The 24868-nt window shown below is 71.1% G+C and carries 24 protein-coding genes; 4 read left to right on the top strand and 20 right to left on the bottom strand.

All coding sequences use genetic code 11. The features are described from left to right. Positions 1-17: 17 nt before the first annotated feature. Entirely contained in the window at positions 18-1433 is a 1416-nt protein-coding gene (locus tag ACSBPG_RS20650) for a UbiD family decarboxylase (protein WP_435539096.1), read from the bottom strand. Positions 1434-1600: 167 nt separating this feature from the next. After that, positions 1601-3031 (bottom strand): UbiD family decarboxylase, encoded by a 1431-nt coding sequence (locus tag ACSBPG_RS20655; RefSeq protein WP_435539097.1) that lies wholly within the window; start codon positions 3029-3031, stop codon positions 1601-1603. Between the two features lie 148 nt (positions 3032-3179). Between ACSBPG_RS20655 and ACSBPG_RS20660 the strand changes: the two genes are divergently transcribed. Beyond that, positions 3180-4079, top strand: a complete 900-nt coding sequence (locus ACSBPG_RS20660) for a LysR family transcriptional regulator (protein WP_435539098.1) — start codon at positions 3180-3182, stop codon at positions 4077-4079. A 16-nt stretch (positions 4080-4095) separates the two neighbouring features. Here ACSBPG_RS20660 and ACSBPG_RS20665 read toward each other — a convergent pair whose 3' ends face one another. The 18 genes from ACSBPG_RS20665 to ACSBPG_RS20750 form a co-directional block, all read right to left on the bottom strand. Continuing rightward, on the bottom strand, positions 4096-4251 hold the full coding sequence (locus tag ACSBPG_RS20665) for a hypothetical protein (RefSeq protein WP_435539099.1): 156 nt from the start codon (positions 4249-4251) through the stop codon (positions 4096-4098). A gap of 191 nt (positions 4252-4442) precedes the next feature. Continuing rightward, positions 4443-5897, bottom strand: a complete 1455-nt coding sequence (locus ACSBPG_RS20670) for an aldehyde dehydrogenase family protein (protein WP_435539100.1) — start codon at positions 5895-5897, stop codon at positions 4443-4445. Between the two features lie 160 nt (positions 5898-6057). Beyond that, positions 6058-7086, bottom strand: coding sequence for an acyl-CoA dehydrogenase family protein (locus ACSBPG_RS20675; RefSeq protein WP_435539101.1), 1029 nt, complete (start codon positions 7084-7086; stop codon positions 6058-6060). Continuing rightward, positions 7083-8246 carry an acyl-CoA dehydrogenase family protein gene (locus ACSBPG_RS20680; protein WP_435539102.1) on the bottom strand — a complete coding sequence of 388 codons (1164 nt, stop codon included), beginning with the start codon at positions 8244-8246 and terminating at the stop codon, positions 7083-7085. The genes ACSBPG_RS20675 and ACSBPG_RS20680 overlap by 4 nt, the downstream gene beginning before the upstream one ends. Then, positions 8243-9799, bottom strand: a complete 1557-nt coding sequence (locus tag ACSBPG_RS20685; protein ID WP_435539103.1) for a class I adenylate-forming enzyme family protein — start codon at positions 9797-9799, stop codon at positions 8243-8245. Before ACSBPG_RS20685 ends, ACSBPG_RS20680 begins: the two co-directional genes overlap by 4 nt. 3 nt (positions 9800-9802) lie before the next feature. Beyond that, entirely contained in the window at positions 9803-10222 is a 420-nt protein-coding gene (locus ACSBPG_RS20690; RefSeq protein WP_435539104.1) for a Zn-ribbon domain-containing OB-fold protein, read from the bottom strand. A gap of 4 nt (positions 10223-10226) precedes the next feature. Next, the gene (locus tag ACSBPG_RS20695) at positions 10227-11393 is read right to left on the bottom strand and encodes a thiolase family protein (RefSeq protein WP_435539105.1); all 1167 of its coding nucleotides are present in this window, start codon (positions 11391-11393) and stop codon (positions 10227-10229) included. A 7-nt stretch (positions 11394-11400) separates the two neighbouring features. Beyond that, entirely contained in the window at positions 11401-12195 is a 795-nt protein-coding gene (locus ACSBPG_RS20700; protein ID WP_435539106.1) for an enoyl-CoA hydratase/isomerase family protein, read from the bottom strand. Positions 12196-12243: 48 nt separating this feature from the next. Next, positions 12244-13053: an ABC transporter ATP-binding protein gene (locus ACSBPG_RS20705; RefSeq protein ID WP_435539107.1), complete on the bottom strand. Its 810-nt coding sequence runs from the start codon at positions 13051-13053 to the stop codon at positions 12244-12246. Beyond that, positions 13050-13886: an ABC transporter permease gene (locus tag ACSBPG_RS20710; RefSeq protein WP_435539108.1), complete on the bottom strand. Its 837-nt coding sequence runs from the start codon at positions 13884-13886 to the stop codon at positions 13050-13052. Before ACSBPG_RS20710 ends, ACSBPG_RS20705 begins: the two co-directional genes overlap by 4 nt. Before the next feature lie 25 nt (positions 13887-13911). Then, positions 13912-14913 (bottom strand): ABC transporter substrate-binding protein, encoded by a 1002-nt coding sequence (locus ACSBPG_RS20715; protein ID WP_435539109.1) that lies wholly within the window; start codon positions 14911-14913, stop codon positions 13912-13914. A gap of 280 nt (positions 14914-15193) precedes the next feature. Then, entirely contained in the window at positions 15194-16462 is a 1269-nt protein-coding gene (locus ACSBPG_RS20720) for a TRAP transporter large permease (protein WP_435539110.1), read from the bottom strand. Positions 16463-16467: 5 nt separating this feature from the next. Further along, complete coding sequence (locus tag ACSBPG_RS20725) at positions 16468-17049, bottom strand: TRAP transporter small permease (RefSeq protein WP_435539111.1); 582 nt, start codon at positions 17047-17049, stop codon at positions 16468-16470. 56 nt (positions 17050-17105) lie between these two features. Continuing rightward, the gene (locus ACSBPG_RS20730; RefSeq protein ID WP_435539112.1) at positions 17106-18083 is read right to left on the bottom strand and encodes a TRAP transporter substrate-binding protein; all 978 of its coding nucleotides are present in this window, start codon (positions 18081-18083) and stop codon (positions 17106-17108) included. Between the two features lie 46 nt (positions 18084-18129). Beyond that, positions 18130-18429 (bottom strand): AMP-binding enzyme, encoded by a 300-nt coding sequence (locus tag ACSBPG_RS20735; protein ID WP_435539113.1) that lies wholly within the window; start codon positions 18427-18429, stop codon positions 18130-18132. Positions 18430-18443: 14 nt separating this feature from the next. Further along, the gene (locus ACSBPG_RS20740) at positions 18444-19202 is read right to left on the bottom strand and encodes an SDR family NAD(P)-dependent oxidoreductase (RefSeq protein WP_435539114.1); all 759 of its coding nucleotides are present in this window, start codon (positions 19200-19202) and stop codon (positions 18444-18446) included. 45 nt (positions 19203-19247) lie between these two features. After that, a complete protein-coding gene (locus ACSBPG_RS20745) occupies positions 19248-20081 on the bottom strand; it encodes a sterol desaturase family protein (protein WP_435539115.1) in 834 nt (277 codons plus the stop codon). A gap of 114 nt (positions 20082-20195) precedes the next feature. Beyond that, the gene (locus tag ACSBPG_RS20750; RefSeq protein WP_435539116.1) at positions 20196-21068 is read right to left on the bottom strand and encodes a helix-turn-helix transcriptional regulator; all 873 of its coding nucleotides are present in this window, start codon (positions 21066-21068) and stop codon (positions 20196-20198) included. 272 nt (positions 21069-21340) lie between these two features. Between ACSBPG_RS20750 and ACSBPG_RS20755 the strand changes: the two genes are divergently transcribed. The 3 genes from ACSBPG_RS20755 to ACSBPG_RS20765 all read left to right on the top strand — a co-directional run bounded on the left by ACSBPG_RS20755 (position 21341) and on the right by ACSBPG_RS20765 (position 24825). After that, on the top strand, positions 21341-22015 hold the full coding sequence (locus ACSBPG_RS20755) for a UbiX family flavin prenyltransferase (protein ID WP_435539117.1): 675 nt from the start codon (positions 21341-21343) through the stop codon (positions 22013-22015). Positions 22016-22115: 100 nt separating this feature from the next. Further along, positions 22116-23054: a LysR family transcriptional regulator gene (locus tag ACSBPG_RS20760; RefSeq protein WP_435539118.1), complete on the top strand. Its 939-nt coding sequence runs from the start codon at positions 22116-22118 to the stop codon at positions 23052-23054. Positions 23055-23364: 310 nt separating this feature from the next. Beyond that, positions 23365-24825 (top strand): aldehyde dehydrogenase family protein, encoded by a 1461-nt coding sequence (locus ACSBPG_RS20765; protein WP_435539119.1) that lies wholly within the window; start codon positions 23365-23367, stop codon positions 24823-24825. Positions 24826-24868: the final 43 nt, after the last annotated feature.

A 24868-nucleotide genomic window follows, 5' to 3' on the forward strand; every position in this document is an offset into this window, starting at 1 on the left:
CGCCCGACCGCCGGTGGTCACACGGCGTCCGGCAGGAAGTCGCGCAGATTGACGGCGGCGTAATTCAGCGGCATGGCCTTCTCGAACCGGGCCCGCTCCTCCGGCAGGCTGACTGCCGGCTTCGTGGCGTCGATCAGCCACTTCGTGCCGACGCGCTGGAACGTGTTCAGGCCGGGGATCATCGGCGAGATGTTGTCGAGGGCGAAGACACGGGTGTGCGGGATCAGCACCACGTCGCGCTCGGCGTGCACCCGGGTGGTGATGGACCACAGGATCTGCCGCGGATCGCCGGCATCGATGTCGTCGTCCACCGCCACCGCGACCTTGGGGTGGAGATAGGGGCCGGACAGCGCGGCGAGCAGCGCCGTCTTCGCCTGGCCCTCGACGCGCGGCCGCATCTTCACCACCAGCATCATCAGCCCGGACACCGTCAGGCACCGCACGTCGAGCAGGTCAAGGCCGCCTTCGACGTGGCGCAGGTGCTCGGTGGTCGCCACCTCGATGCCGAGCGACGTGACGCCCTGGGTGTCGGTGACCGGGAAGCCGCAGTGGATGGCGTAGTAGATGGGGTCGGCCCGGCGGGTGATCGCCTTGACGCGGAAGACGTGAGCCATGCCGGCCTCGGCGTAGGTGCCGGGCACCTCGCCGAAGGGACCTTCCGGCTCCATGTGGTGGCCGGGCAGGACCTCGCCCTCGATCACCATTTCCGCCTCGGCCGGCACCTCGATGTCGAGGGTCTCGCAGCGCACCATGCGCACGCCCTCGCCGAGAAGCGAGCCGGCGAGCGTCAGCTCGTCGATGCCGAAGCTGGTGGTGAAGGCCGCGCCGAAGAACAGGCTGGGATGGGCCCCGAACACCATGGCCACCGGCATCGGCTCGCCGCGCTCGGAGTACAGGTCGTAGATGCGCCGCGCGTGCCGCGGGACCATGACGAATCCGGTCTTGTCGCGGCCCATGATCTGCTGGCGATGGACCGACACGTTGCGGATGCCGGTCTCCGGGTCCCTGGTGATCGCCATGCCGGAGGCGAGGAAGCGCCCGCCGTCCTTCTCGGACACCACCATGGCCGGGATCTCGCCGAGATCCACCTCGGCGCCGACCCGCACGACCTCCTTCACCGGCGCCCGCTCGCGGCCGACGCTGACGGTGGGAACGGCCTGCTTGAGGCGGCGCCCGATCTCGCCGACCAACCGGTCCTCCTCGATCCCCAGCGCGATCGCCCATTTCCGCCGGTCGGCGACGATCTGGCTGCACGCCGTCCAGCCGGGGTGCCGCTCGATGCTCGTGAAGAGGCTGGCCTTGCCGAGCTCGTCGTACGTCCTCCACTCGACGGCCGCCATGTTGCGGACCGGGTCCACCGGTTTGGTGAAGCGCACCAGCTCGCCCTTCGCCTCCATGTCCGCCAGGAAGGACCGGAGTGACTGATCCACCATCGTCTCGCGCCTCCTTGTTCGCCACGGCTCGTGCCGGCCGTGCAAGCCGAGGCGATCGTAACATACTGACTGTTCGGTATGCTACAGGATGATCGTTGTGCGAACGGACATTTTGCCGACGGACGCCGCGCCGGCCGTCGGCGCGGCGCCGACCGGCGGGGCCGGGATCAGAGGCCGACGGCTCTGCGCCAGTCGGCGGCGGCCGCGGCGTCGATGACGCGGTCGAGTTCGACCGCCTCCTCGCCGGGCACGTGGATGCGCTTGAACTTGAAGTCGCCGGCGTCGAGGGGCACGGTGGCGTCGATGCCGGTCTTGGTGCCCACCCCCTCGCGCGTCGAGGGGTCGAGCTTGGAGCCCTGGGCGTTGGCGATGACGATCAGGTCGCGGTCGGCCTGGGAGCGCGTCGCCACCGCCCACTCCACCTCGTCGGGGTCGTGGATGTCCACGTCCTCGTCGACCACCACCACGTGCTTGACGTCGTAGTGGCCGGCCAGCGCGCCAAGGATCACGTTCTTCGCCTCGCCGTCGTGGCGCTTGCGCATCTGTACGTAGAGGTGGTAGCGGCACACGCCGCCCTTCGACAGATGGACGTCGCGCACGCCGGGGAAGCCGCGCTGCAGGTGGTCGAGCAGGGTCGCCTCGCGCGGGATGCCGCCCAGCAGCAGGTGCTCCATGGCGCCGCCGAGGATGGTGTGGAAGATGGCGTCGCGGCGGTGGGTGACGGCGTCCACCGCGATGACGTGGCGGTTCGCCCGCTCGCCGTAGTACTGCGGGAACTCGCCGAACGGCCCCTCGGGCTCCCGCGCCTTGGAGAGGATGCGCCCCTCGATGACGATCTCGGCGTCCGCCGGGACGCGCAGCTCGTTGGTCACGCAGCGCGCCACCGGCAAGGGCCGGCCGTGCAGCGCGCCGGCGATCTCCAGTTCGTCGTGGTCGACGGGAACGATGGCCTGGGAGGCGAGCAGCGTCAGCGGGTCGGCGCCGATGACGATGGCGACCTCCAGCGGGTCGCCGGCCTCCTCGGCCAGGTCGTAGAAGTAATGGGTGTGGCGCGGCAGGATCAGGATTCCCAGCCGGTCGGGTCCGGACAGCTGGCAGCGGTTGATGGCGACGTTCTGCACCCCGGTCCGCGGGTTGCGGGTGATGATGAGGCCGGCGGTGATGTAGGGGCCGCTGTCCAGCTCGTTGTGCGTGGGCAGCGGCAGCAGGGAGCCCAGGTCGATGCCGTCGCGGCGGACGACCTCCTGCACCGGGGCCCTGGCCACCTCGTGCCAGGGCAGCGGGTTGCGGGCGGCGTCGCGGTAGCGGGCGAGCAGCCCGCCGCGCGGCACGCCCATGGCCTCGGCGATCCACCCGCGGTCGGCGACGATGCCCGCCACGACCGGCATGGCATGGCCGTCCGGCGACGGGAACAGCGCCGCCTTCCGGCCGTCCAGGCGCTTGGCGATCGCGGCCAGCTCGAAGCGCAGCCCCACGCCGGGCCGTGCGACCGCCAGCCGGTCGCGGGCGGCGAGATGGTCGAGCCAGTCCCGCAGCGTGGCGGCCCGTCCGGCTTGCGGTTCCTGTGCCCCTTCGACGGCGTGGGCGGATGACGGCATCGCTGGATTCCCTCCGGTTCGCAGGCGCGGCTGCATTGCTTCTTGCACGGAGTATGTGAGAGGCTGTCAATCACCACAAATAATGAATGATTATGGAGGAAATCAGATTGCCTGATGCCTCCAGACGGGATCGAGGGGGAAAGCCGAGATGTCGGTCAAGATGGACCTCAACGCCCTGGTGCTGTTCTACGAGGTGGTCAACTCCCAGAGCCTGACCCGCGCGGCGGAGAAGCTCCGCACGCCGAAGTCGACGATCAGCCGCAAGATCGCCTTGCTGGAGCACCAGCTCGGCTCGATCCTGCTGAAGCGGGGCCACCGGCAGGTGGCGCTCACCGACATCGGCCGGGTGCTGTACGATCATTGCCAGAAGATCGTCTCGGAGATCGAGGACGCCGGCTTCCAGGCCTCGGAGATGCAGTCGGAGCTGCGCGGCGTGCTGCGCGTCAGCCTGCCCGTGGATTTCGGCGTGTCGTGGCTGGGCCGGCTGATCGCCGAGTTCGCCACCGCCTATCCCGACATCCAGCTCGAGGTGGAGATCAACAACCGCTGGATCGACGTGTCGGAGGCGCCCTACGACGTGGCGATCCAGATCGGCAACGTGCGCCACACCCATCTGCCGGTGAAGGTGTTCACGTCGCTGGGGCGCGGCGTCTACGCCACGCCCGACTACCTCGCGCGCAAGGGAACGCCGAAGACGCTCGACGACCTGCGCCGCCACGACTGCGTGGTGACCGAGCACCAGCGCGAGGAGGGGGTGTGGAAGTTCCTCGGCGAGCGCGGTCACCGCGTCGTCGACATCGAGCCGCGCATCCTCGTCAACAACATCGGCATCGCCCGCGAGATCATCGCGTCCGGCATGGGCATCGGCATCATGCCCAACGTGATGTGCCGCAACGAGGTGGCGGCGCACCGGCTGGTGCGGCTGTTCCCGGAATGGCGGGCGCCGCAGCTCCAGGCCGCCGCCTTCTACGTCGGGCGGCGGCGCATGCCGCGCAAGACCAAGGCGTTCATCGACTTCCTGTCGCAGCGCCTGCTGACGGACGAGTAGGCGGCGGCGCGGGCGGTCAGAGCGCGAGAACGGCCGCGAGCTTGCCGCGGACCTCGGCCAGGACGGCGGCCGGAGACACGGCCAGTGCCGGCCGGCGCTCCTCCTGTTCGCGGCCGACGCGCGGATCGACGTCCGTCCAGGTCCGGTCCCTGGCCTCGGGCTCGTCGGTCACAGGGGAACGTCCTCGCGCCCCACCTCCGGTCCCCAGTCGAAGGCGTCATACGAATTCCGCCTGAAGGCTTCATTCGTATGCCCCTCTCCATCAATGCTATTGCATTGATCTGCCGGGTTTTACGGTTCGCGGATGATCGAACCGATCATCCGCGAACCGTATCACGCATCGCCTCGGGGGACATCCCCGCCCTAAACCGCCAGCCGCCCCATGCGGTGGTAGACGTGCTTGGCGCTGAGGAACTCGTTCAGCCCGTCGGGCCCGTGCAGGCGGCCGTAGCCGCTGTCGCGCACGCCGCCGGTCTCGACCTCGGGGAACAGCTTGTTGTGGTCGTTCAGCCAGACCGTGCCGCTGCGCAGCGCCCGCGCCACCCGGAAGCCGCGGTCGAGGTCGCGGGTCCACACGCTGGCGGCCAGGCCGTAGGAGGTCGCGTCGGCGCGCTCCACCGCCTCCTCCTCGGTCGCGAACCGCTCGATGTTCATCACCGGGCCGAAGAACTCCTCCTGCACCACCGGCGAGGCGAGGTCCTCCACCGCCAGCAGGCTCGGCTCCAGGTAGCCGCCGCGGGCGAGCGCGCCGCCGGGGATGCGGCCGTGCAGCACGGCGCGGGCGGCGTTCGCCTCCACCAGCGCCGCCACGCGGTCGCGGCTGCGCGGGTCGATCAGCGGGCCGATCGCCGTGCCCTCCTCGTCGCTGCGGCCGACCCGCAGGGCGCGCAACGCCGCGGCGAGCGCGTCCGTCAGGGCGCCGTGGATGCTCTCGTGCACCAGCACGCGGTTGGCGGCGGTGCACTGCTGGCCGGCCAGGATCATGCCCGCCGCCGCCAGGGCCGGAGCCACCGCGGCGACGTCGACGTCGGGGAAGACGATGGCCGAGGCTTTCCCACCGAGTTCCAGATTGAGGCGCTTCAGGGTGCCGGCGGCGTCGGCCATGATGCGCTTGCCGACGGCGCTGGAGCCGGTGAAGCTGACGACGTCGACGTCGGGCGAGCGCACCATGGCGGCACCGCCGGCGCTGCCCTGCTCGCAGAAGCTGTTGACCACGCCGTCCGGAAGACCCGGCGCCTCGGACAGCGCCCGGACGAAGGCGGTGTGGAACAGGCTGGACTGCGGGGCCGGCTTCAGCACCGCCGTGCAGCCGGCCGCCAGCGCCGGGGCCAGGGAACGCACCAGCAGGATCGCCGGGGCGTTCCAGGGCGTGATGACGCCGGCGACGCCGGCCGGCTCGCGCGACAGGTGGGAATGCACGCCGGGCTCCACCGCGACGAGGCGGCCGGCGATGGCGCGGGACAGGCCGGCGTAGTAACGCAGCTCCGACACCGCGGCGGCGATCTCGGCGCGCGCCACGGCGGCGAGCTTGCCCGTCTCGATGGTCAGCAGGCGGGCCAGTTCGTCGGCGGAGGCGGCGACGCGGTCCGCCATGGCGGCCAGGACCTCGGCGCGCAGCCGCGGCGCGTGCGCCCAGTCCGACCGGCGGAAGGCGGTGCGCGCCGCGGCGATGGCCGCCGCGCACTCCTCGGCGCCGCCGTCCGGGGCGGTGCCGACCACCGTCCGGTCGTGGGGGCTGAGGATCTCGAAGGAGGTCGACCGGGTGGTGGGGATCCAGGCACCGTCGATCCAGTGGGCGCCGACGATGGACATGCTCATGCCAGGCCTCTCGGAAGGGCGAAGGGGAATGGGGAAAGGCGGCCGCGCCGGTCCGCCGCCCCCCGCCGCCCGCCCCGGCGCCCGTGTTGCGGGAAAGCTCGGGAGAGGTCGGGAGGGAGGCCCGGCGCGGCCAGGGCGCGGGGGACGGCCGCGATGGGGATCAGGCCGCGGCGACCGCCCTCAGGCAGTCGTCGGCGGAGCCGGCGGCGCCGCACAGGGCCATGGCGCGCTTGAGGAAGAGGCCGATCGTGTGCTCGTCGGTGAAGCCGATGGCGCCGTGGAACTGGATGCACTCCTTGGCGACCGCGAAGGCGGTCTCGCCGGCGACCAGCTTGGCGGCGGCGCAGGCGGCCGTGCGGTCGGCCGGACGGGCCGCCTCCTGCACCAGGGCGCGGGCCGAGCGGACGGCCACCGCCAGCGACGCCGCCCGGTGCTGGAGCGCCTGGAAGGAGGCGATCGGCACGCCGAACTGGCGGCGTTCCGTCATGAAGGCGACGGTGGCGGCCAGGGCGGTGTCGGCGAGGCCGACGAGATACGCGGCGTGGGCCAGGCGAAGCATGTCGGTGGCGAGGGTCGCCGCGGCGGACGCGGCGTCGCCGACCGCCAGCTCCTCGGCGGCGGTGACGCCGTCCAGGTGCAGCCGCCCGACGGACCCGCCGTCGACGCCGGGCAGCGCCTCCACCCGCAGCCCGGCGGCGTCCGCCGGCAGCAGCAGCAGGGCGGAGTGCGCGGCGACCAGGAAGGCGTCCGCGGCGGCGAGGTCGGCGGCGTGGTCGCTGGCGCCCGTCCATGCCCCGTCCACCCGCCGCACCGCCGGGGCGGCCACGGGCACGACGACGAGCCGTCCCGCCATCGCCGCCTCCAGCGCCGCCGCCTCGGGCCGCGCCGCGGCGATGGCGGCGGCGGCGGCGAGCGCCCCGGCCACCGGCTCCACCGGGAGGTGGCGGCCCACCGCCTCCATCAGGGTCACGGCGTCCCGCGGCGTCAGGCCGAGGCCGCCGGCGTCCTCCGGCACCAGCATGGCGAACCAGCCGAGCTCGGCCATGGCGGTCCAGGTCGCGCGGTCGAGACCGCCGCCGGCGTCGCGCAGGCGCCGCACCCGGTCGAGTCCGCCGGCCCCGGCGAGGAAGGCATTGGCGCTGTCGGCGATGAGCCGGTCGTCGTCGTGGGTCATGATGGCTGCGCTCATGCCGCCTTCTCCCCTCCCCCCATGCCCAGCACGCGGGTCGCCAGGATGGAGCGCTGGATCTCGTTGCTGCCGCCGTAGATCGACAGACGGCGCGACTGCAGGAACATCTCGTTCCAGTCGACGCGGCCGACGCCGCCCGCCTCGGGCACGAGGGCGGAGCGCAGCGGCCCCGCCGCCTCCTGCGCCAGGTCGAGGATGTCCTGGGTGGTCTCGGTGGCGAGGATCTTGAGATAGGAGCTTTCGCCGGGGCCGCTGCGCCCGTCCTCGAAGCGCTCCAGGGAATCGAGGAAGGCGGCGGTCACCGTCTCCACGGCGACCCCGGCGCGGGCGAGGCGCAGCGCCCATTCCGGGCGGTCCGCCAGCCCCCGCGCCGCCAGCACCGCGCGCAGGCGGGCCAGCGCCCGCAGGGCGTGCAGCGGCGTGCCGATGCGGATGCGCTCCTCGTCCAGCAGCGCCGTGGCGACCCGCCAGCCGTCGCCGGGGGCGCCGACGATGTTGGCCCGCGGCACGCGCACGCCGTCGAGGAACACCTCGCAGAACTCGTCGTCGCCGGCGATGGTGCGGATCGGCCGCCGCTCCAGGCCCGGCGAGGCGAGGTCGATCAGCACGAAGGTGATGCCGGCCTTGCGCGACCCGCCGGTGCCGGTGCGCACCAGCGCGAACATCCAGTCGGCGTGCTGGCCCCAGGTCGTCCAGATCTTGTGGCCGGTGATCACGAGGTCGTCGCCGTCGAACACGCCGCGGGTGCGCAGCGCGGCGAGGTCGGAGCCGGCCCCCGGCTCCGAATAGCCCTGGCACCAGACGGCGTCGCCGGCGAGGATGCGCGGCAGGTGCTCGGCCTTCTGCCGCTCGCTGCCCAGGCGCATGAGCAACGGGCCGATGTGGTTCAGGCCCTGGGTCGGGATGTCGGGGGCGCCGGCGCGGGTCATCTCCTCGAACAGGATGACCTGCTCCACCCCGCTCGCCCCCATGCCGCCGAAGGCGCGCGGCCAGTGCGGCGCGATCCAGCCGCGCCGCGCCAGGAGGCGGTACCACGGCATGACGCGCTCCGGCTCCGGCCGGAAGGTGAGGTGGCGCAGGTCGTCGGGCAGGTTGGCGGCGAGCCAGCCGCGCACCTCGGCGCGGAAGGCGGAGTCGCCCGCGGCCTCGGCGCGGATCATGCCGATTCCCCGCCGGCCGGCGCCATCTCCGCCCGCGCCCGCTCGGCGAGCCGGTGCTTCAGCACCTTGCCCACGGCGTTGCGCGGCAGCGTGTCGACGTAGAAGACGTGCTTGGGCTTCTTGTAGCTGGCGATGGCGTCGCGGCAATGGGCGACGATCTCGTCGGGGGTCGGCGGGGTGGTGCCCGGCGCGGGCTCGACGAAGGCGGCGACGGCCTCGCCGAAGACCGGGTCGGGCACGCCGACCACGGCGGCGTCGGCGACGCCCGCCATCTGCAGGATGGTCAGCTCGACCTCCTTGGAATAGATGTTGAAGCCGCCGCTGAGGATCATGTCCTTCTTGCGGTCGACGATGGTGAGATAGCCGTCGGCCTCGCGGCGCGCCATGTCGCCGGTGTGGAACCAGCCGTCGCGGATGGCTTTCGCCGTGTCCTCGGGCCGGTTGAAGTAGCCCTTCATGACGGTGAAGGCGCCGGGCCGGCCGCAGCGCACCAGCAGCTCGCCCACCTCCCCGGTCGCCACCTCGCCGCCCTCGGCGTCGACGATGCGGGTCTCGACCCCGGGGATGGGCCGGCCCACCGAGCCGGGGTGCGAGAACTGCTCCGCGTGGGAGAGGTTGGTGACCGCCCCGGCCTCCGTCATGGCGAAGAAGGACACCAGCCGCACCTCGGGCAGCAGGCGGATGAGGCGCTGCTTCAGCTCCACCGGGAACGCCTCGCCGGTGACGACGATGCGGCGCAGCGAGCGGCAGCGCGCGGGATCGCGCTCCAGGCTCGGCATCAGCATGCGGCACATGGTGGGGACCATGCCGAACACGGTGACGGCCTCGCGCTCGATCGTGTCGATGATGCGGTCGGGGTCGAAGGACACCGCGACGTGGATCGTGCCGCCCAGGGTCATGGCGTTCATCACCCGCCCGAGGCCGGCGCGGTGGGCCAGCGGCGAGGCGACGAGGTAGCGGTCGCCGGCGCCGATCCCCCAGTCCACCGCGTTCATGAAACCGTGGTTGACGAGCAGGTTGGCGTGGGTCAGCACCACCCCCTTGGGCCGCCCGGTGGTGCCCGAGGTGTACATGATCAGGCACTCGTCGTGCTCGACCGGCAGGACCGGCAGCGGCTCCGGCGGCACGGCGGCGAGGGCGGCGTAGGACAGCGCCCCGGCGCACTCGCCGCCGACGGCGATGCCCTGCAGGCCGGGCCGGGCCTCCAGCACCGTGCGCACGCCCTCGCCGTTGGCGGCGGCGAAGGCCACCACGGACGCCCCGCTGTCCTCGCAGAAGTAGGCGAGCTCCTTCAGGGTGAGCCGCGTCGTCACCGGGATGGCGACGGCGCCCATGGCGATGGCGGCGTAGAGCAGCTCGACGAACTCGGTGCCGTTGGGCAGGTAGAGGACGATCCGGTCCCCGACGCCCAGGCCGGCCCGTTGCAGACCGGCGGCGGCGGCCCGCACGTTCGCCACCAGGTCCGCGTACGTCAGGCGCCGGTCGCCGCACACGATGGCCTCCTTGTCCGGCGTACGCAGCGCATGCGCGAACAGAATCGCCTCCAACCGCATCGCCTACTCCTTCACGACCTTGAACGCGGGATAGTTGAAGTCGTCGCCGATGCGGTCCCAGGCAAGCGTCACGCGGCGGCCGACGGCGATGTCGGCGGGGTCGCTGTCGACGACGTTGGCGATCATGCGCACGCCCTCGTCCAGCTCCACCGTCGCCACCGGCAGCGGCAGGCGGCCGTCCAGGCCGGGACCGGGGATGCGCACGGTGGTGGCGGCGTAGATCGTCCCCTTGCCGGAGACCTCCCGCCATTCCAGGTTCCGCGAGCCGGTGTAGAGGCTGACCGGCCGGGGGTAGTGCTGGAACCGGCCGGTGTCGCGGCAGTACTGGATGACGAGGCGCCCCTCCTGGGCCGCCGCCCAGAACGGCTCGGTGTCGACGTAGACGTTGGCGGTCGGGCGGACGCGCGGCTTGGTCTCTGACATGGTCTCAGGCCTCCAGGATCATCGCCGCGCTGGTGCCCCAGTTGCGGCCGTAGGGAATGACGCCGATGCCGGTCACCAGCGCGGTCTTGGGGTTGTCGACCTGGCGCTTGCCGCCCTCGCCGAAGAGCTGGCGCACCGCCTCGGCGAGGTTGAGCCCGCCGCTGGCGAGGCCCGGCTGGCCCGCCGAGATCTGGCCGCCGCCGGTGTTGAGCGGCAGCGTGCCGCGGAAGGACAGGTCGGTCTCCAGCACGAAGTCGCTGCCCTGCCCCACCTCGCAGAAGCCGAAGGCCTCGAACTGCATCAGCACGGCGATGGTGAAGTCGTCGTAGGGCTGGAACATGGAGATGTCGGCCGGCGTCAGTCCCGCCTTGGCGAACAGCTTCGGCGCGATGTGGGCGAAGCCGGTGTCGGTGATGTCGGGGCAGGCCTGGTTGCCGTTGACGTTGGTCATCTCGGCGTAGGCGACCGGCCGCACCATCTTCTTCAGCCCGAAGCGCTCGGCCTTCTCGCGGCTCATCACCAGGAAGGCGTTGGCGCCGTCGCAGAACATCACGGAGTCCAGCATGCGCAGCGGGTCGGCGACCACGCGCGAGGCGAGATAGTCCTCCATGGTCAGGGGCTTGCGGAACTTCGGCAGGGCGTTGTCGTTGAGCAGCGCGTGCTCGCGCTGGGTCACGGCGATCTTGCCCAGCGCCTCCTCCTTCAGCCCGTACTGGTGGGCGTAGCGGCTCATCAGCAGGCCGAAGGTGGCGGGCGGGCCCTGGACGCCGACGGGGTCCTGGAACTCGCCGCGGTAGGCGCCGTAGTTGGCCCGCCAGTTGGTGGAGGGGGCGTCGGCCGACAGCACGACCGCCACCTCGCAGTAGCCGTCGCGGATCGCCGACATGGCGCGCGCCACGCCGCCGGTGGCGGAGCAGCCGCCGATGCCGCCGTAGTTGAGCCAGGTCGGCGTCAGCCCCAGCGCCTCGGTGACGTAGACCGCGAAGAAGGGGTTGGAGGCCTCGCTGAGCGGCACGGTGACCGACAGCCCGTCGATGGCGTCCTTGTCGATGCCGGTGGAGGCGAGCAGCGAGGCGAGCGCCTCGCCGGCGAAGTCGTAGGCGCTGCGGCCCGAGCGGAAGGCGACCGGCGTTTCCGAATAGCCGGCGATGACGATGTCGGTGTTGCTCATGCCCGGCTCACTCTCCGAGGAAGTTGGGGGAGCGCTTCTCGCGGAAGGCCTTCAGGCCCTCCTCGCGGTCGCGCGAGAAGTAGAGGAGGAAGGAGACGTCGGCCTCGGCGGTCATGCCGTCGGGCAGGGCCATGTCCTCGCCGCGGTCGATGACGCCCTTGGTGAACATGACCGAGAGCGGCGCGTTGGCGGCGATCGACCCGGCGAGCTCGCGCGCCTTCTCCACCGCCCCGCCGGCCGGCGTGACGTGGTTGACGAGACGGTAGGCCAGGGCCTCGGCGGCGGAGATGCGCCGGCCGGTCCAGATCATCTCCTTGGCCAGCGCCTTGCCGATCAGGCGCGGCAGGGTCTGCGTGCCGCCGCCGCCCGGCATCAGGCCGAGCTTGCATTCCGGCAGGCCGAACTTGGCGGCCTCGCCGGCGACGATCAGGTCGCCGACCAGCGCCAGCTCCAGCCCGCCGCCGAGCGCGAAGCCCTCGACGGCGCTGATCACCGGCTTGGTGTAGTTCGGCAGCTCGCGGAAGAGCTGGTTCACCTTCCGGCTGCGCTTGCGGAAGCGGTAGAAGTCGAAATACTCGTTGTCGCCGATGTGGAACTCGCTGGTGTCGATGCCCGTGCAGAACGCCTTCTCCGTCCCCTTGAGGATGACGGCGCGGCAGCTCCGCTCGAACTCCACCGCGGCCATGGCGTCGAGGATCTCCCCGGCCGTCGTCTCGCGGATGGAATTGAGCTTCTCGGGCCGGTTGATCTGGATCTCGAGCCAGCCGTCGGCTCGCTCCACGACGATGTCGTCGTAGCTCATGATGCACTCCCAAAACGATGATGTCGGTGGGCGGCGGGGCGGGACGCCTCAGTCGTCGTCGGCGTCCTCGCCGCCCATGGCCGCCGCGATCACGGCGTGCATGCGGGCGTGCGCCTTCGGGTCGTCGCGGATCGCGTCGTCGATCCGCTCCTCCAGGCACACGCCCGCCCCCGGCCGCAGGACGAGGACGCGGTCGGCCATCTCGATGGCGTCCTCGATGCGGTGGGTGACGAACAGACAGGTCTTGCGGTACTGGCGGGCGATGCGGCTGAAGTCGGCGCGCAGCACCTGCGAGGTGACGTGGTCGAGCTGGCTGAAGGACTCGTCCAGCAGCACCAGTTCGGGGTCGACGGCGAGCGCCCGGGCCAGCGAGACGCGCTGGCGCATGCCGCCGGACAGCTCGTGCACGTAGCGGTGGTCGATGCCGTCCAGCTTGACCCGGCCCAGCCACAGGCTGGCGGTCTCGTGCGCCTTGGCCTTGGGCTGGCCGAGGATGAGGAGCCCCAGCGCCACGTTCTCCACGGCGGTGCGCCAGGGCAGCAGGCGGTCGGTCTGGAAGCTGACGGCGAGCTTGCCGCGCAGCTTGCGGAAATCGGCGTGGGGATCGAAGCCGGCGACCCGGATCTCCCCGGAATCGGCGGGGAGGTTGCCCATGATCATGTTGAGCACGGTGCTCTTGCCGGCCCCGGTGCGCCCCAGGAGCGCGACGATCTCGCCGCGGCCGACGCTGAGGTTGAGGTTGTCGGCGACGACGTGGGCGCCGAAGGCCTTGGAGACGCCGTCGAGGCGGATGACGCTGTCCTGTCCCTGGGCCTGTCCCTGGGCCTGCCCCTGGGCGTGTGCCTGTGCGGTGCTCATCGGACGGTGGCCTCCGGACGCCACTTGAGGATGATCTTCTCCAGGGCCGTCACGCCCGCCTGGAGCAGCAGGTTGAAGACGACCAGCAGCAGGGTCCAGGCGAAGATCTGGTCGATGCGGAAGGTCGACTGGGCGAAGCTCATGCGCGAGCCGATGCCGACCGCCGAGGCCACCAGCTCGGCGAAGATCGCCATGCGGACGGCGTAGCCGATCACCGACTTGGTGGTCATCAGCACGTACGGCACGATGTGCGGCAGCACGAGGTAGCGCAGCACCTGCCAGCGGTCGGGGCGGAAGCTCTCGATCATGTCGACGAGGTCCTTGGGCAGCGCCCGGATGCCGTCGTAGATGTTGAGCGCGTAGAAGGGGACGAGGATGACCGAGAGGATGAAGAAGATCCGCACCTCGGGATCGCGGAACCAGAAGATCGCCAGCAGCATCCAGGACAGCGCCGGGATGCCGGTGTCGATGATGACGAGCGCGCGCAGATAGGGGCGCACGCCCGGCCGCGTCCCCATGACGACGCCGAGGAGGACGCCGAACGCCATGGCGAAGGCGACGGCGACGGCGAGGCGCAGCGCGGTGATGGCGATGTGCGACGCCTCGCTGGTCAGGATGTCCCAGGTCGCCGCCGCGATGACCGCCGGCGACGGGACGATGAAGGGCGGAACGAACCAGCTTGCGACCTGCACGGCGGCGATGATCAGGGCCGACACCACCAGGGTCGGCAGCAGCTCGCCGCTGATCTTGAGGCCGGGACGGCATCCGTAGGACGGCGCCGACGCGTCGGCGCCGAGCGCATCCCGCCCGTCGCGGGCTGTGGTGCTTTCCAAGACGTCCTCCTGTGGGCGGGACCGCTCAGGCGTCGACGAAGAAACCGCTGTCCGGAACCTTGTCGAGGAGACCGTTGCGCGCGAAGAACTCCGCGGCGGTGGTCAGCGACTGGCGGAAGGCCGGATCCGCGGCGGAGCGGAAGCCGAAGCGCAGGCGGCCGGACTCGATGGCCTTGCTCAGCACCTCGGGCGGGAAGCCGGTGCGGTCGCCGACGATCTTCACGGCGTCGGGGACGTTGGCCATGATGCCCTCGGCGCAGTCGCGGAACATGCCGCTGAGGCGCTTGGCGGCGGCGGCATCCCGCTTCAGCAGGTCGTCGCGCACGGCGACGCCGAAATAGGGCAGCTCGGTTCCCGTCTTCTCGCGGTAGATCTCGCCCGCGTTGAAGATCATCCGCAGGTCGGGATCGTTGGCGATGCCGTTGGTGACGTTGGGCTCCCACGTCAGGGCCGCGTCGGCGCTGCGGGCGCGCAGCAGGCTGACCGAGGCGGCCGGGTTGGTGACGTTCTGCACCCGCGTCAGGGACTCGATCTCGATGCCGCGGTACTCGCGCAGCACCGCCTGGGCGATGCGGTAGGTGCCGGTGGACTGGGGGGCGGCCAGCACCTTGCCCTTCAGCTCGGCGACCGCCGTGGCCCCGTCCTTGGCGGCGAGGATGCAGATCATGTCGGCCGTGGTGAAGGTGCACAGAAGCTTGATCGGCACCTGGCCGAGGTAGCGCGTGGCGAAGCTGTCCCAACTGCCGATGCAGACGTCGTAGTTGCCGGCGACGAAGTCGCCGTAATAGGTCGGCACCGACGTGTATTCGGTCGGCGGGGCCAGCTTGAAGCCGTTCTTCTCGTCCAGTTTGTGGTAGCGGATGAACTCGGTCACCAGGACCGTGAAGCCCGGCGACAGCGACGCCCAGCGCACGCCGTCGGCGGCGGCGACGGCGGCGGACCAGGGCGGCAGCGCGGAACCGGCGGCGGCGGCCGCGCCGGCGGCGCCTGCACGCAGCAGTTGCCGCCGTGACAGGTCTCTGAACATGCCCTTCTCCTCCCCTTGCTTGCGACGGCGCGATGATTTCTGACGATGGGCGACGACGACTGTACGCGCGAAAAACAATATCAGAATGCACGTGCCGTTTTCTTGTATTGACCAGTTTATACCAACCAGCCCGCGGAACCAGAGAAGAGTTGCTAATGCTGCGTTCCAAATTCGGAACGCAAACGGTGCAGACGCCCCGGCCGGGAACGCAAAAGGCCCTCCTCCGCCGTGCGGAGAAGGGCCCCTCTTTGCTGGCGCGGGGGCGAGCCCGCGGCCGAGGCTACTTCGCGATCAGCGCCGTCGTCAGCGCGGGAAACACCGTGATCGCCAGCAGCACCGCGGCGGTGGCGACGAGGAAGGGGGTGAAGGCCTTGAAGATGGCGCCCGGCTTCTCCCCCGACACCCGCGCCGCGACGAACAGCCCGGCGCCGACCGGCGGCGTCAGCAGGCCCAGCACCAGGTTGAGGCAGATGACGACGCCGAACTGGAACGGATCGATGCCGTAGACGGTCTGGGCGATGGGCAGCAGGATGGGGACGAGGATGATCAGGGCGGCGATGCCGTCGATCACCATGCCGACGAACAGCAGCAGCGCGTTGACCAGCAGCAGGTAGGTCAAGGGATCGTCGGTCAGGCTCTGCAACCATGCGGCGACGTTCTGCGGCACCTGCTCGAAGACGATCACCCAGCCGAAGACGTTGGCGGCGGCCACCAGGAACAGGACGATGGAGGCGTTGATCGTCATGCGCACCAGCATGTCGCCGAGCCGGTCGACGCGGAACTCGCGGTAGACCAGCGCCCCCACCGCCGCGGCGGCGACGATGCCGAGCGCCGCCGCCTCGGTCGGCGTCGTCACGCCGAACAGGATGCCACCGACGATGACCGCCGGCACGATGAGGGCCGGCAGTCCCCAGAGGATGTTGTCGATCTTCTCCTCGCGGCTGAGCCGCCGGCCCGAGGGCAGGCCGCGCACGGCGCCGATGACGGCGACCACGGCGATGAAGGCGACCGCCATCATGAGGCCCGGAATGATGCCGGCGACGAAGAGGTCGCCGATGCTGATCTGCGCCAGCACGCCGAAGACGACGAACAGCATGGACGGTGGGATGATCGGCGCCATCAGGCCGCCCGCCGCCGTGGTCGCCGCGGCGAAGGCGCGGCTGTAGCCCTGGCGCTCCATCTCCGGCACCATGATCTGGCCCATCACCGCGATCTGCGCGTTGGCGGAGCCGACGATGGCGGCCAGCATCATGTTGGCGATCAGGTTGATGTAGGCGAGCCCGCCGCGCACCGAGCCGATGAAGACGGAGGCGAAGCCGATCAGCCGGCGGGTGATGCCGCCCTCGTTCATCACCTCGCCCACCAGCATGAACAGTGGGATGGCGAGCAGCCCGTACTTCTCCAGCCCGCCGAAGAGCTGTTCGGGGTAGGAGAGGAACAGCACGTCGTTGCCCGACACAAAGATGTAGGCGAGCGCCGACAGCGCCAGCACCAGGGCGACCGGCACGCCGAGGAAGAGGAGCGAGGTGAAGACCACGGCGAGCGTCATGGCGGCTACTCCAGCGAGCCGACGGCGGCGTCGGCGACGGCGGAGGGGGCGCGGGCCAGCGTCTCCGCCAGGTTGGCGACGGCGTGCAGGGTGAGCGTCGCCGCGGTCCACGGGACGACCAGCCACACCAGGAACTTCGGGATGCCGAGCGTGGTGGTCCGTGTCTGGTAGATGAAATTGAAGGTGTCGCCGGAGAAGGCCGCGAGGTCGAAGCCGGCGGCGGCGAGGCCCGGCGGGTCGAACCAGTTCCACGTCATCACCGCGAGGGCCAGCGCCATCAGCAGCACGCAGGCGTCCGCCGCCACGTGCACGGGATGGCGCAGCTCGGGCGGCAGCATGTCCCACAGCAGGGTCACCGCCACCGCGGCGCGCAGGCGCACCGTCAGCGAGGCGCCGACGAAGCCCAGCCACACCATGGCGTAGACCGCCGCCTCGTCGACCCAGTAGAGGGCCATGTCGAGGGAGCGGGTGACGACGTTGAGCAGGATCAGCAGGGCCACGGCGAGGCCGAGGGCGCCGCCGAGCACCCGTTCGACGCGGACCACGGCGTTGCTGGCGGCGCTGACGCCGCGGCAGAAAGGGTTCATGAGCGTCTCCGCTGGGGAACGGCGGCGGGGCGGCGTCCCGCCCCGCCGGGAGGCCGTCAGAGCTTCGCCGCCTCGGCGCGCAGCTCCTTCAGCACGGGCGCCTTCTTCAGCCAGATCGCCTCGTATTCCTTGAGGGTGTCGCCGAAGAACTCGGGGCCCACGGTGTGCACGGACAGGCCGCTGTCGCCGATCTTCTTCAGCATGTCGCGCTCCAGCGCGGCGTAGCTGTCGAACAGGCCGGCCAGCTCGCGGCGCATGGTGGTCTCCACCAGGGCGCGCTCCTCCTTGGACAGCGACTGCCAGACCCGGCCGGAGACGACGCCGACCATGGGGAACATCATGTGGTTGGAGTTGAGCAGCATCTTGCCGCGCTCCTGCAGCTTGAGCTTCCACACCAGCTCGACGTCGGCGTCGACGCCGTCCACCTGGCCGTTGGCCAGCGCGTCGTAGACGTCGGGCAGCGGCATCGGCGTCGGCGCCGCCTTGAGGATCGAGAAGAAGTCCTTGATCGGCTCGAACGGCGTGATGCGCAGCTTCTTGCCCTCGAGGTCCTTCACCGTGTCGGCGGGGAAGGCCGTCAGCAGCACCCGCATGGCGGCGATGCCATAGTCGATGCCGACGACGCCGGCGGCGCGGGGAAGCTGCTTCAGCATCCCCGTGGCGGTGCCGCCGTGCAGGATCCGGGCGGCGCCGTCGATGTCCTTGACGAGATAGGGCGCGTAGAGCGCGCCGAAATCGGGGGCGTGGTTGGAGATCTCGGCCACCGTCAGGAAGGCCATGTCGAGGGCGCCGGTCTGCAGCTGCTGCAGCATCTGCGCCTCGGAGCCGAGCTGGCCCGCGGGGAACACGGCGACGGTGTGCTTGCCGCCGCTCTGCGTCTTGATCGCCTCGCCCATGGCCTTGGCGGCCAGCGTCCAGGCATGGGTCGGCGGCACGATCAGCCCGACCTTGAACTCCTTGGCCACCGCCGGCGCGGCGGTGAAGGCGGCGGCCAGCGCCGCCGCGGCGCACAGCGCCCGTGCAATCCCCTTCATGATCCCTCCTTGCTTTCCCCTGGTTTCGGTCTCGTTGTCGTCCGCGTCACAGCGCGGCGAGGTCGGTGCGCCGGGCGCGCTCCACGAGGAGGCGCCGGTCGACGCCGCCGCCGGCCCGCGGCATCTCGTCGACGATCACGTACTCCGCGGGGCGCCAGTCCCGGCCGATGCCGGCCTCGGCGCACCGGCGGTCGAGGCCGGCGATGTCGATGCGGTGGCTGAGGCGCACGAAGCCGACGACGTGGCCGGCCCCGCCCGGCGCCGGCAGCACGGCGACCACCGCCTCGGCGACGCCGGGATGGCCGGCGAGCAGCGCCTCGACCACGGCCGCTGTCACGGTGGTCATCGGCCGCCCCGTCGTCAGTGGGTGACCGAGCCGCCGTCCACGCAGACCACCTGGCCCGTCATGAACGCGCAGTCGTCCGAGGCGAGGTAGAGCAGCGGCCCGACGAGGTCCTCGGGCATCTGGTCGCGCTTGATGGCGCGGCTGGCCAGCACCGGCCCGGTCAGCGTGTCGCGCAGGGACTCGTTCTGGACGACGCCCTCGCTCAGCACCAGGCCGGGGGCCAGCGTGTTGACGCAGATGCCGTCCTGGCCGACCTCGCGGGCGAGCGCCCGGGTCATCGCGACCACCGCTCCCTTGGAGGAGACGTAGTGCAGCAGGTTGGGCGTGCCCTTGAACACGGTGCCCGAGGCGATGTTGACGATGCGGCCCCACCCCTGGCGGCGCATCACCGGCACCACGGCGCGGGCGCACAGGAAGGGCCCGCGCACGTTGACGGCCATCACCTTGTCCCATTCCTTGACGTCGATCTCGGTGAAGGGGCGCATGGCCAGCGAGGCGTAGACGGCGGCGTTGTTGACCAGGACGTCGATGCGCCCGAACGCCGCCACCGCGGCGTCGGCCATGGCCTGCACCGACGCCTCGTCGCTGACGTCGGCGGACACGGCGATGGCCTCGTGGCCCGCGCGCACCAACTCCTGCGCCAAGGGCGAGGCGTCGAGCAGGTCGGCGACGACGAGCCGCGCCCCCTCGGCGGCAAGGGCCCGGGCGTAGGTGGCGCCGATGCCCTGGGCGCCGCCGGTGACCAGCGCCACCTTGCCTTCGATACGACCCATGTGACGGTCCTTTCTTCGTTCTCGTGTGCGGATGGTGGTGGGAACTCAGGCCGGCCGCCGCCGCGCCGCGTCCCCGCCTGCAGCGTCCTCGGCGCCGTAGAACTCGGCGGGCGGGGGCTCGGGGTGGAGGTCGCGGCGCACCCAGCGCTCGCCGGCGCCGCTGAACAGGGTGCCGATGACGCCGCGGTCGACGTCGCTGGTGCCGAACAGGGCGTCGCAGATCGGGAAGGTCAGGTTGAAGTTGCGCGTCTGCATGAAGCCGAGGTGGTGGTGCACCCGGTGCATGCGGCGCACCGTGTTCACCAGCGGGACGTGCCGCAGGTAGGGATGGCGCTCGTCGTCGAGGTGGGAAAGCGTGTGCAGCCCCTCGTACATGAGGTAGTAGGCGGCCATGGTGAGGACGACGATGTAGGCGGCGTTGGCGCTCCACAGCGCTCCGACCAGCAGGGCCGGCGGCACCGACGCGAGGATGAAGGCGACCGGCGCGAAGGGCGGGAACAGCAGCGCCCGCCACTCCTTGTGGCCCCTGTAGGCCAGCGTGTGGTCGGTGAAGAAGCGGTGGTGGACGCCGCAATGGCGCTTGTAGATCATCTTCAGGCCGGGAACCGGCCGGTGCAGCACGTAGCGGTGGCCGGCCCATTCCGCCCAGTTGCCGAAGAAGACGATGGGGATCACCGCCAGCCACTCCCAGGCGGTGGGCCGGTCGAGATGCGACCAGCACCAGGCGATGGTGCCCAGCGTGACCAGCAGGGTGAAGCCGAGGTGCAGCCCGCCGTGGTACCAGCCGGGCGTGCCGGCGACGAACTCGGCGCGGAACGCGTTGCTGCGCCGCACGTCGCGCTCGATGCGGCGGTTCTCGGCCGCGTCGGTCGTGCTCATGGCGTGTCCTCCTTCCACGCCCCCGTGGGGGCGTTCTTCCATGCCCCGAGGGGGCGTTGCGGGAGGAAGCCTAGCCGGCCTTGCCGCGGCGGACTTTTCGCAGGCGTTCGCCATTTATCGGAGCGTCTGATTGTTTGCGGCGGCCACGCTCGCCGCCATGCGGTAGTCGCGCGGCGAGACGCCGGTGTTCTGGCGGAAGAAGCGGCTGAAGTTGCCCTGGGCGTCGAACCCGAGATCGAGGCCGATGTCGGCGATCGGCCCGTCGCCTGAACTCAGCGCCCGCACCGCCTGCTCCACCCGCAGGTGGTTGGCGTACATGAGCGGCGTCAGCCCGGTGCAGCGCTTGAAGAGCTGGAAGAAATGGGGCCGCGACAGGCCGGCGGCGCGGGCGACGCGGCCGAGGTCGACGGCGGCGGCCGGGTCCTCGCGCATGGCGGCGACGGCGCGGCGGATGCGGAAGTCGCTGGCGCCGGTCGTCGCCGTCGCCGCGACCCGCGCGGCGCGGATGGCCCGCCATTGCGAGAAGCGGTCGATCACCGCCAGCATCAGCTCGACGATCATCGCCTCGGCCTCGTCGGGCGGCAGGTGGACGCCGAGCTGGAGCAGGGTCGACAGGCGGTCGGCGAGACCGCGGATGCGCGGGGTGATGCGCACGCACGGCCGCTCGAAGAACGCGGGGTGCATGCTCGACTGGAGGGCGGAATCGAGACGGCTCAGCCACTGCGGCTCGATGTAGAGGGCGAGCACCTGGACGTCCGGCGTCGCCGGATCGTGGGGATAGGCGTGTTCGGCCCAGGCGTTGATGAGGACGGCGGTGTCGTCCCGCATGGGGCAGCCCTCGCCGCGCACGCTGACGCGCTGGTCGCCGCCCGACGCCTTGATCAGGACGTGGCAGTGGTGGTGGGCGTGGGCGATCAGCGGCTGGTCCATGTCGAGCAGCGCCACCCGCCCGAAGGGCCCGTGGAAGATGTTGATCGCCCTGGTCACCGTCCCCTCCCCTGCGTCGTTTCGCACGCCGGCGCCGCCGGACTTGTGCGCCCGGTCGATTGTTGGAGTATGCGAAGGCTGAACGATCAGCGCCAATAGGTATTGGTAATCAGTGCAATCATTCTGAATGATAGCCCGGGACGTCGGGCGCCGCGGCATGATCAATGGCAATGATCGGCAGCATTAGAAATCATTATTTGTGATGATCGCCGAGGAGCCCGCATAGTTGCCGCCGTGCGACCCAGCGTCGCCGATCGCCGAGGAGCACCGGAATGACCGAGCCCGAGCCCAGGAGCGCGTTCGACACCCCGCCCCGCCGCGAGACGCCGCGGCGGCTGATCGTCGGCATGTCCGGCGCGTCGGGGGTGATCTACGGCATCCGCACGCTGCAGATGGTGAAGGCGCTGGGGATCGAGGCGCACCTGGTGATGTCGCGCTCGGCCGAGGTGACGGTGGCCCTGGAAACCGACTGGAAGCTGGCCGATCTGCGGGCGCTGGCGGCCGTGGTCCATCCCGTCGACGACATCGCCGCGTCCATCTCCTCGGGCTCCTTCCGCACCATGGGGATGGTGGTGGCGCCATGCTCCATGCGCAGCATGTCGGAGATCGCGTCGGGCGTCACGGCGAGCCTGCTGACCCGGGCCGCCGACGTGGTGCTGAAGGAGCGCCGGCGGCTGGTGCTGATGGTGCGCGAAACGCCGCTGCACCTGGGGCACCTGCGGACCATGACGGCGCTGGCGGAGATGGGCGCCGTCATCGCCCCGCCGGTGCCCGCCTTCTACGCCAAGCCCGCCGGGCTGGACGACATGGTGAACCATACGGTCGGCCGCGTCCTCGACCTGTTCGACCTGGACGTCGGCACCCTGCGCCGCTGGGGCGAGGAGCCGCGCCGCTCCCGCCGGCCGGTCGCCGGGCGGACAATGGAAACGGCGGTGCCCGAGGAATGACGGAACGGGCCGCCGGCGCATCGTCCCTTGCGCGCGGCAATCATCCGGTACGATGATCGCCTGGTATCGCGATCATCCCTCCTGATGCCCGGAGCCCGCCGTGGACCTGCGCCAGATCCAGTATTTCGTCTGCCTCTTCGAGGAGGGGAACGTCACCCGGGCGGCGCGGCGGCTCAACGTGGTGCAGCCGGCGCTGTCGATGCAGATCGCCAAGCTGGAGGCGGAGACCGGGGAGAAGCTGTTCGAGCGCAGCGCCCAGGGCATGATCCCGACCACCGCCGGGCGCACCATGTACCGCCTGTTCCTGCCCATTCTGCGCGACATCGCCGCCGCCAAGCAGGAAATGGCCAACCTCAGCGGCACGGTGGCCGGGCAACTCAACGTCGGGCTTCTCGCCTCGGTCACGCTCTCCGTGCTCTCCCGCGCGGTGGAGGCGTTCGTCGGCCGCTATCCCGAGGTCGAGCTCAGCGTCACCGACGGCTACACCGCCATCTTCGTCGAGCAGGTGACGTCGGGCCAGCTCGACATCGCCGTGGTCAACCGGCCACGCCGGCGCCTGGCGCTGACCGTCGAGGACATCCTCAACGAGGACATGGTGCTGGTCAGCGGCACCATGGCCGGACCCGGTATCCCCGACGCCGTGCGCCTGGCCGAGCTGTCCCGTCTCAAGCTGGTCATTCCGTCCAAACGGCACGGCCTGCGCACCGTGCTCGACCAGGCCACCGAGAGCCACGGCATCGATCTGGTGCCCGGGCTGGAGATCGACGCCCTCATCCCCATCGCCGAACTGGTGGCCCGCACCGACTGGGTCACCGTGCTGCCGAGCATCGTCGTCAACGAGGGGCTGGCCGCCGGCACCCTGCGGGCCCACGCCATCGACCCGCCGATCGTCCGCACGCTGGCCTGGATCCATCACCCCCGCCGCCCCTTGAGCCCCGCCGCGGTGCGCTTCAAGGAGACGATGAACGCCCACCTCCTGCACGCCGCGCGCAGCCTGCCGACGATCACCCCGGCGCTGCCCGCGGCGGACGGCACCTGAGCGGCCAACAGCCCGTTTTGCCCCCACCCCTTCCCTCCCCCGCTGCGCAGGGGAGGGTGCCTATTCTTGCCCTCCCCTGCGCAGCGGGGGAGGGAAGGGGGCCCGCGGCAAAGCCGCGGGAAGGGTGGGGGCAGACGCCTCCGGCCGGCCCGGCCCGGCCCGGTCCATCATCCAAACTGATTGTATCGATAAGAATAGATTATTTGCTCTGATAGCCCATCATCGCGTTCACTAACGGTGGAGGGAGCGGCGCGAACCAACGCACCGCGCCGCAAGAAAACCCCACAAGAACGCCGTGGAGGGACCACCCTTGGAGACGCGAGAGAGCCGGCACCTCATCGACGGTGTCTGGGTGCCGGGCACCGCCTGGGCCGACAGCCTGAACCCCGCCGACGGCACCCCGGTGGGGCGCTTCGCCGACGGCGGCCGCGCCGAGGCCGACGCCGCCATCGCCGCCGCCGCCGCCGCCTTCGCCGGCACCGACTGGGCGCAGAGCCCGCGCCTGCGCCAGACGGTGATGCTGGCCTGGGCCGCCAACCTCGACGGTCGCGCCGAGGCGCTGGCCCGCCTGCTCACGCTCGAGAACGGCAAGGTTCTGGCGCAGTCGCGCGGCGAGATCGCCGGCATGATCTCGGAGATCCGCTACTACGCCGGCCTCGCCCGCCACGTCCCCGGCCACGTGCTGGAGGTCGAGCCGGGCGTCTTCTCCACCATGCTGCGCGAGCCCGCCGGCGTCGCCGGCCTGATCATCCCGTGGAACGCCCCGGCCGTGCTGCTGGCCCGCGCCATCGGCCCGGCCCTGGCGTCGGGCTGCACCGTGGTGGTCAAGCCGGCGCCGCAGACGACGCTGCTCACCGCCGCCATCCTGGAGGCGCTGACCGACGTGCCGGGGTTGCCGCGGGGCGTGTGCAACATGGTGGGCGAGAGCGGCCACGCCGCCGCCGCCCGCCTCGTCGAGTCCGCCGACGTCGACGTGCTGAGCTTCACCGGCTCCACCGCCACCGGCAAGCGCATCATGGCCGCGGCGGCGGAGACCATGAAGAAGCTGTCCCTGGAGCTGGGCGGCAAGAGCTGCTGCGTCGTCTTCCCCGACGCCGACCTGCCGGCCACCGCCGCCGCCATCGCTGCCGCGGCCACCATCATCTCCGGCCAGCAGTGCACCGCCGCGCGGCGCGTGCTGGTGCACGGGTCGTGCTACGACGCGATGAAGGGCCTGCTGCGCGAGGCGCTGGCGTCCATGCCCATCGGCAACGGCCTGGATCCCGCCGTGCGCATGGGGCCGCTCATCGACACGGCCTCCCGCGACCGCGTCCAGGACACGGTGGAACGCGCCTTCGACGCGTGCGACGAGGTGGTGCTGCGCGGCGGCAAGCCCGGTGGCGACCTTGCCGCAGGGGCCTTCCTCACCTGCTCCCTGGTCGCCCATGGCGACCCCGCCGCCTTCTTCTGCCAGGAGGAGATCTTCGGCCCCTTCGTGGTGCTGGAGCGCTTCGAGGACGAGGCGGAGGCCGTCGCCAAGGCCAACCACACGGTGTTCGGCCTGTCGGCCAGCGTGTGGACCCGCGACGGCGCGCGGGCGCTGCGCATGGCGCGGGCGCTGCGCAACGGCACCGTGTGGATCAACGACCACAACCGCCTGTTCGCCGAGGCCGAGACCGGCGGCTACCGGCAGAGCGGCCTGGGGCGCCTGCACGGCTACGACGCCTTCGCCGACTTCACCGAGCTGAAGCACATCTGCCAGTCCGTCGGCACGGTGGCGGGCGGCGCCTGACGGCCCGCCACCGCCCTTCGCGTCAGACCGGACCAAGAGCCGA

This window comes from Azospirillum sp. ST 5-10 (genome assembly GCF_051225715.1).
Lineage (GTDB): Bacteria > Pseudomonadota > Alphaproteobacteria > Azospirillales > Azospirillaceae > Azospirillum.

Excerpts from the sequence above, each read along its gene's own strand:
- ACSBPG_RS20650 (WP_435539096.1), bottom strand. The coding sequence starts at position 1,433 with ATGGTGGATCAGTCACTCCGGTCCTTCCTGGCGGACATGGAGGCGAAG.
- ACSBPG_RS20655 (WP_435539097.1), bottom strand. The coding sequence starts at position 3,031 with ATGCCGTCATCCGCCCACGCCGTCGAAGGGGCACAGGAACCGCAAGCC.
- ACSBPG_RS20660 (WP_435539098.1), top strand. The coding sequence starts at position 3,180 with ATGTCGGTCAAGATGGACCTCAACGCCCTGGTGCTGTTCTACGAGGTG.
- ACSBPG_RS20670 (WP_435539100.1), bottom strand. The coding sequence starts at position 5,897 with ATGAGCATGTCCATCGTCGGCGCCCACTGGATCGACGGTGCCTGGATC.
- ACSBPG_RS20675 (WP_435539101.1), bottom strand. The coding sequence starts at position 7,086 with ATGAGCGCAGCCATCATGACCCACGACGACGACCGGCTCATCGCCGAC.
- ACSBPG_RS20680 (WP_435539102.1), bottom strand. The coding sequence starts at position 8,246 with ATGATCCGCGCCGAGGCCGCGGGCGACTCCGCCTTCCGCGCCGAGGTG.
- ACSBPG_RS20685 (WP_435539103.1), bottom strand. The coding sequence starts at position 9,799 with ATGCGGTTGGAGGCGATTCTGTTCGCGCATGCGCTGCGTACGCCGGAC.
- ACSBPG_RS20690 (WP_435539104.1), bottom strand. The coding sequence starts at position 10,222 with ATGTCAGAGACCAAGCCGCGCGTCCGCCCGACCGCCAACGTCTACGTC.
- ACSBPG_RS20695 (WP_435539105.1), bottom strand. The coding sequence starts at position 11,393 with ATGAGCAACACCGACATCGTCATCGCCGGCTATTCGGAAACGCCGGTC.
- ACSBPG_RS20700 (WP_435539106.1), bottom strand. The coding sequence starts at position 12,195 with ATGAGCTACGACGACATCGTCGTGGAGCGAGCCGACGGCTGGCTCGAG.
- ACSBPG_RS20705 (WP_435539107.1), bottom strand. The coding sequence starts at position 13,053 with ATGAGCACCGCACAGGCACACGCCCAGGGGCAGGCCCAGGGACAGGCC.
- ACSBPG_RS20715 (WP_435539109.1), bottom strand. The coding sequence starts at position 14,913 with ATGTTCAGAGACCTGTCACGGCGGCAACTGCTGCGTGCAGGCGCCGCC.
- ACSBPG_RS20720 (WP_435539110.1), bottom strand. The coding sequence starts at position 16,462 with ATGACGCTCGCCGTGGTCTTCACCTCGCTCCTCTTCCTCGGCGTGCCG.
- ACSBPG_RS20725 (WP_435539111.1), bottom strand. The coding sequence starts at position 17,049 with ATGAACCCTTTCTGCCGCGGCGTCAGCGCCGCCAGCAACGCCGTGGTC.
- ACSBPG_RS20730 (WP_435539112.1), bottom strand. The coding sequence starts at position 18,083 with ATGAAGGGGATTGCACGGGCGCTGTGCGCCGCGGCGGCGCTGGCCGCC.
- ACSBPG_RS20735 (WP_435539113.1), bottom strand. The coding sequence starts at position 18,429 with ATGACCACCGTGACAGCGGCCGTGGTCGAGGCGCTGCTCGCCGGCCAT.
- ACSBPG_RS20740 (WP_435539114.1), bottom strand. The coding sequence starts at position 19,202 with ATGGGTCGTATCGAAGGCAAGGTGGCGCTGGTCACCGGCGGCGCCCAG.
- ACSBPG_RS20745 (WP_435539115.1), bottom strand. The coding sequence starts at position 20,081 with ATGAGCACGACCGACGCGGCCGAGAACCGCCGCATCGAGCGCGACGTG.
- ACSBPG_RS20755 (WP_435539117.1), top strand. The coding sequence starts at position 21,341 with ATGACCGAGCCCGAGCCCAGGAGCGCGTTCGACACCCCGCCCCGCCGC.